Origin of the sequence: Frankia sp. CcI156, assembly GCF_001983015.1 — a bacterium.
Taxonomy (GTDB): Bacteria; Actinomycetota; Actinomycetes; order Frankiales; family Frankiaceae; genus Frankia; species Frankia casuarinae.
On sequence record NZ_MOMD01000105.1, the window covers coordinates 1 to 5,321 of the forward strand.

General features: G+C 68.4%; 5 protein-coding genes and 1 pseudogene. 3 read left to right on the forward strand and 3 right to left on the reverse strand.

Translation table 11 applies throughout. The features are described 5' to 3' along the window. The first annotated feature begins 46 nt into the window (after nt 1-46). The gene (locus tag CcI156_RS23245) at nt 47-463 is read left to right on the forward strand and encodes a DUF5825 family protein (protein ID WP_139341589.1); all 417 of its coding nucleotides are present in this window, start codon (nt 47-49) and stop codon (nt 461-463) included. 137 nt (nt 464-600) lie between these two features. Here CcI156_RS23245 and trpS read toward each other — a convergent pair whose 3' ends face one another. Beyond that, entirely contained in the window at nt 601-1,713 is a 1,113-nt protein-coding gene (trpS, locus tag CcI156_RS23250) for a tryptophan--tRNA ligase (RefSeq protein ID WP_076808270.1), read from the reverse strand. A 194-nt stretch (nt 1,714-1,907) separates the two neighbouring features. Here trpS and CcI156_RS23255 point away from each other — a divergent pair, with 194 nt between their 5' ends. Both CcI156_RS23255 and CcI156_RS23260 read left to right on the forward strand, forming a co-directional pair. After that, nucleotides 1,908-2,447 (forward strand): winged helix-turn-helix domain-containing protein, encoded by a 540-nt coding sequence (locus tag CcI156_RS23255; RefSeq protein ID WP_076808273.1) that lies wholly within the window; start codon nt 1,908-1,910, stop codon nt 2,445-2,447. Continuing rightward, complete coding sequence (locus tag CcI156_RS23260) at nt 2,444-2,989, forward strand: transposase (RefSeq protein WP_371681839.1); 546 nt, start codon at nt 2,444-2,446, stop codon at nt 2,987-2,989. Before CcI156_RS23255 ends, CcI156_RS23260 begins: the two co-directional genes overlap by 4 nt. Before the next feature lie 374 nt (nt 2,990-3,363). On the opposite strand, the pseudogene CcI156_RS27310 reads toward CcI156_RS23260, so the two are convergent. Next, nucleotides 3,364-3,567, reverse strand: a pseudogene (locus CcI156_RS27310) (hypothetical protein); the annotation flags it as partial. 102 nt (nt 3,568-3,669) lie between these two features. Continuing rightward, nucleotides 3,670-5,136 (reverse strand): site-specific integrase, encoded by a 1,467-nt coding sequence (locus tag CcI156_RS23270; RefSeq protein WP_076808275.1) that lies wholly within the window; start codon nt 5,134-5,136, stop codon nt 3,670-3,672. Nucleotides 5,137-5,321 lie beyond the last annotated feature (185 nt).

Here is a 5,321-nt window from a genome sequence, read left to right on the forward strand (position 1 = left end):
CCACTGGAAGCCCCACACAACGCCGAAAGTCTGCTTACCAGCAAACTTGCCGAGGCCCTGGGGGAAGGTGACCGTCCTGGGCGAGGGAGAACTCCCCCTCGGCCATTGGCGATCGGCGGGCAGTTTTGGTCTGTTCTATTTCCGGAAGGGGCMGGACTTCGTCTCCGTAGTCGACCAGAGGAGCGAGGCCACGAATCGGTTCATCGTCGACGACGCCGTCCTCATCGACGTGCTCCGGCAGGGAATGTCGGGATGCGCGTGGGCCGACGTGACCCGGACTCCGCAGTATGCCGCGGCCGCGCGGGACCTGGTGGGCAAGGGCTTGATCCTGCGCGTCGGCGACTATTGCGTCACTCTACCGGTGCATATGCGTCGTTGGCCGGTGGGGACGCTTCTGCTGGGCGGGACTCTGGCCGCGGCCGGCACGAAGAAGTCCGTTCTGACGGTTGACCGGCAGCTCTGACCGACTCCCGCGGCCCTCTTCCTGGAAGCCGGGCGGCCACCACAGCCGGGTCGCCACCGAAGCCGCCCGGTGCCAGGTGTGGCTCGGCAGTCTCGGGCGACTCGGCGCCGACCCGGCCGGCCGGTGACCCCAGACCGTCAGTAGTGGCTGTTCATGGCGGTACGCACCTCGGCGAGGGTTGCGTCGGCGACGGCTCCCGCTCGTTCGTTGCCCTCGCGGAGCACACGGCGCAGATGGGAGCGGTCCTCGGCGTAGTCGGCTCGGCGAGCCCGGATCGGTGCCAGGTAGTCGTTGACCGCTTCGATCACGATCTTCTTAAGTGCGGCGGCCCCGGCGGAGCCGATGTCGTCGGCGACCTGATGAGGGTGCCGGTTCTGGCAGAGCGAAGCGAGCAGGAGGAGGGAGGACACCTCGGGACGGTTCGCGGGATCGTAGGTGATGTGGCGCTCGGAGTCGGTCTTCGCTCCCTTGAGCAGCCGGGCGGTCTCGTCGGCGGTCGCAGCCAGGGCCACAGCGTTACGCCGGCTCTTGCTCATCTTGGAGCCATCCGTGCCGAGGAGAAGGGGCGCGCTCGACAGGAGCGCCTCGGGCTCTGGAAACAGTCTGGTGCCGTCGCCGTAGCGGTCGTTGAAGCGGCGGGCGATCGTGCGGGCGAGTTCGAGGTGGGGAAGCTGGTCCTGGCCCACTGGGACCAGGTTTCCCTTGCAGAAGAGAATGTCGGCGGCCTGGTGGACGGGGTAGGTGTACATCAGGCCACTGACGGYCGACTGCCGGGAATGCGCGATCTCCTCCTTGACGGTGGGATTGCGGTTCAGCTCGGCAACGGAGACAAGGCTTAGAAAGGGCAGCATCAGCTGGTTGAGGKCGGGGACGGCACTGTGTGTGAAGATCGTGCTGCGTGCCGGGTCTATGCCGATGGCCAGGTAGTCCAGGACCAGTTCCTCCACGTGGGCGGTCAGGTTGTCCGCTACGTCGCGATCGGTCAGAACCTGGTAGTCAGCAATAATCAGGAAGATCTCCGTCCCGAGATCCTGAAGGCRAACCCGATTGTGCAACGTGCCGAAGTAGTGCCCGAGATGTAGGCGCCCGGTAGGACGGTCACCCGTCAGTACCCGAAACCGCTCGGGGTTGCTGAGAATCAGTTCTTCCAATTCCGCGCTGCGCGCCTGGGCGGCGGAGGTTCTGAGCGCCGAGGTAGCGGGGTCCGAGTCTGTGGTATCTAGGCCTATGGACGCGGAATCAGTGTTCACGGGATCTCCTGGAAGGTCGGTCCCGCCGTCGCGATGGCACGAGCCCGATCCCCGAGACGCGAAGGGCCGTCCATCCGAACGGCGCGATCACAGCTGGGAAGGCGGCCGCTCCTACTACTGAGCTTTAATCTTCGAGGTCAAGCTGGTTTTCTGTGTTTGTCTACGGGCGGGTGTGAATCGGGTAGACCGGCTATATGAGATATGCGACGGGTGGCGGGTTGACGCCCGCCGAGCAGGTGGAACGTGAGCGGGTCCGGAGGGCTGCGGCCGGCCGGTTCGCCGCGGGGGCGAGCCAGGCCGAGGTCGCCCGGGAGTTCCGGGTGACCCCGAAGACCGCGAGCCGCTGGCACCACGCCTGGGAGGCCGAGGGCGAGTCCGGGCTGCGCTCGGCCGGGCCGGGGTCGCGGTGCCGGTTGGATGACCGGGACCTGGCCCGGTTGGAGGCGGTCCTGCGCCGGGGACCGGGGCCGTACGGCTGGGAGGATCAGCGGTGGACCCTGGCCCGGGTCCGCCAGGTGATCGCAGCAGAGTTCGGGGTGGACTACACCCTGGCCGGGKTGTGGCTGCTGCTGGACCGGCAGGGCTGGTCGTGCCAGCTCCCCGCCCGCCGCGCGGTCGAACGCGACGACGCCGCGGTCGACGCCTGGGCGCAGGAGGAGTGGCCGGCGGTAAAAAGACCGYGGCGGCCCAGGACGCCTGGATCTGTTTCCTCGACGAGACAGGACAGGGGCTGAGGCCGCCACGGGCACGGACCTGGGGCCGGCGGGGTCGGACCCCGGTKGTGCGGGTACCGGGGCGGGGTGGGAACGGCCGGGTGAGTGTGGTCGGGATGGTCTGCTACCGGCCCGGCTGGCGTCCGCGGCTGCTCTACCGGGCCCGGACCTGGCGGGGTGGTGGCGGGCGCAGGGGGATCGGCTGGGAGGACTGCCGGGATCTGCTGGCCGCCGCGCATGCGCAGCTTCCCGGGGGCCGGCTGGTGCTGGTCTGGGACCGGGTGAACATCCACCGGCAGACGGAGATGACCACGTTCCTGCGGGAGCACGCGGRCTGGGTGAGCGCGGTGCTGCTACCGGCCTACGCCCCTGAGCTGAACCCGGCCGAGGGGGTGTGGTCACAGCTCAAGCGCACCGCTGTGGTGAACCTGGCTGCCCGCGCCCTCGACGAGGTCTGCCAGGCGGTCAAGCACGGGCTGAAACGAATGCAGTACCGGCCCCCGTTGCTGTTGGGGTTCCTCGCCGAAACCGGTCTGGTCTGGGAAGAGCTATGGTCAACATGACTCCACGCATTAAAGCTCAGGAAGAGCGCCACCAGATGAGGCACGAAYGGTCCACGCCCCCATATTAACAGCAGCCGTCTGGGCGGTTCGGTTCCGAGTGAAGACGGCCGGCCGACCCGGTGGCCGGTCATGGCGTCCGCCGGCRCCATGTTCGACATGCCCGCCCGTGCCATCCGGCTCGACGCTCTCCAGAAGACCCGCCATCCGCAATCCCCCCGCGAGCTGACCGCACCGACCGACGTCCGCCATGACGCTGTTCACCCGTGAGGATGACAGCCCGACCACCACCGCACCGGCGACCACCGTGTGATCTGTCGGCCGAGCAGGAGGATCAGCGACCGGCCAACCTGCGTCCCTCGGTTCGCCGCCCTGGTCTACGACGTCGGCCGGTTGCTGCGACCRTCGAGCGCACCGTGGATGTCAGCGCGCAACTGGGCGACCAGGCCGCGGGCTGTCCCGGTGCCAACGGCGAGCCGCTTGCGCAGCGTTTCCGCGGAGATGGGGCGTTGGTGCTGCTGTCAGTGCAGCACGTCCTCGGCGCGGGCGCGGTGCAACAGGTCCTGCCTGCGCGCCTCACGCGACAGCGGGCCCCCGACGGTAGTCCTGCCGGGCATTGGCTCGGCTGCCGTCGCTGAACACGCACACGATCCCCAGCCCGTCGTCGGTCACCGTGGCCGGCATCAGTCGTCCTCGCCAGGTTCGTCGGTGAACTCCGCCGCGACCTCGGTGTCCGCCGCCGGATCATCGGCCAGGCCGGCCGCCGCGCCGGCTCGCGCATACGCCTCCCCGAAAATCCGGGTGGTGTCCAACCGGCGAAGGTAAGCCTCCGTCGTGGTGACCGATGAGTGACCCATCAAATCCCGCAGCACCAGCAGCGGATCGGCTTTGCTCAGATACAACGCCAACGCGGCGTCCGGCCCGCCGTCTCCACCGGCCGCCACCAGTTCGGCGGCCCGCCGGTAATGCCCATCCACCAGCCGTTCCAACGTGGCCATCGCGAAAGAATGCCGCAGCCGATGCGGATGAACATGCGGGAACCGCAGCTCGACACGTGCCCGGATACGATCCGACGCGCGTTCCAAAACGGTCGCCCAGGCGGTGAACGGTCCGCCGTCCGAGCGGACCGCCAACAGGCACGAACCACCATCCGGAGCGACCAGCCGCCGCCGCTCGCCCGGCGTCAGCGCATCCCAGTCCCGGCGCACCCCGTTAATCCGCCCGCCACGCATGTCCGGCTCGCTCACCCGCAGCGCAGGACCCCACCGGGCCGGCGGACACCATGATGCTCCTTCCACCGCGGCGGCCCGGTCCAGCGTCACATAATCATGCACAACCCTCAGCGCCTCGACGCTGATCCAACTGGTACGGAACTTACGGCCCTTGGCCACCCCGGACGGCACCGGCAGCGCCCCCGGCCGGGACRGCGGCGTCGGGATCTCATAGACCAGCAGCGACGAGAACTCCTGCAACCGCAGGCCCGTCGCCAACGCCAACCCGACCACCGCCCGGTTACGGGCAAGCTCCCGCCCCGCATAGCCAGCATCCGCCTGACCGTCCCGGTCCAGCCCGGCCAGCGCGTTCAGCAGCAACGTCGCAAAGTCGGCTTCCAGATATTTGATCGTGACGTGCGGTTTCGGAGTTCGGCGCATCGCCAGGTTCACCCGGACGTCACGCACCATGCCGCCGACCATGGCCTTCGCGGTCCGGTAGGTGAACGGCTCGGCCGACGCATAGCCTTCGGCCATCGCCCACCGGTAGAACATGCTCACGATGCTTATGTGCTGGCTCCACGTGCTCGCCGCCAGCCGCCGCTCCACCGGCCCCGCCGACCGGTCCTCGGCATATTTCCCAAGTGCCAGTTTGAGCTGCTCGCGCGGGCCGAGCACGTCGATGCCGTGCCCGGCCAGGAACTCCACCCAGTCCTTCACCGCCCGCGCATACGCCGCCCACGACCGCGGCGCCGGCACACCGCACGCCGGAAGCTCACGAAGCCACCGGTTCACCACCGCCGCCGGCCGCACGCACCCCGGCCCGTCCTCGAACCGCAGATCGTCGTCGACCAGCACCGGCATGCGCTCGGGGATCAGCGGCGCTGCCTCGACATCCCACGACTCCCACCCCCGTGACGAGAAGAAGATCAGCAACATGGGAGTCGACGGTAGAACCACGACACGGCGCCGAACCACGACCAAAAACGCCGTGTCACCCCAGGTCAGCAGCGAATCGCTACACAGCAACTAAGTGGTTGAGCCTGGAAGTCCTTTGGGGGTGCAGTGATTCAGCTGGGTTCGGCGGGGAGGTGGATGGTGCAGGCGGTGTCGAGGGCGTCCTG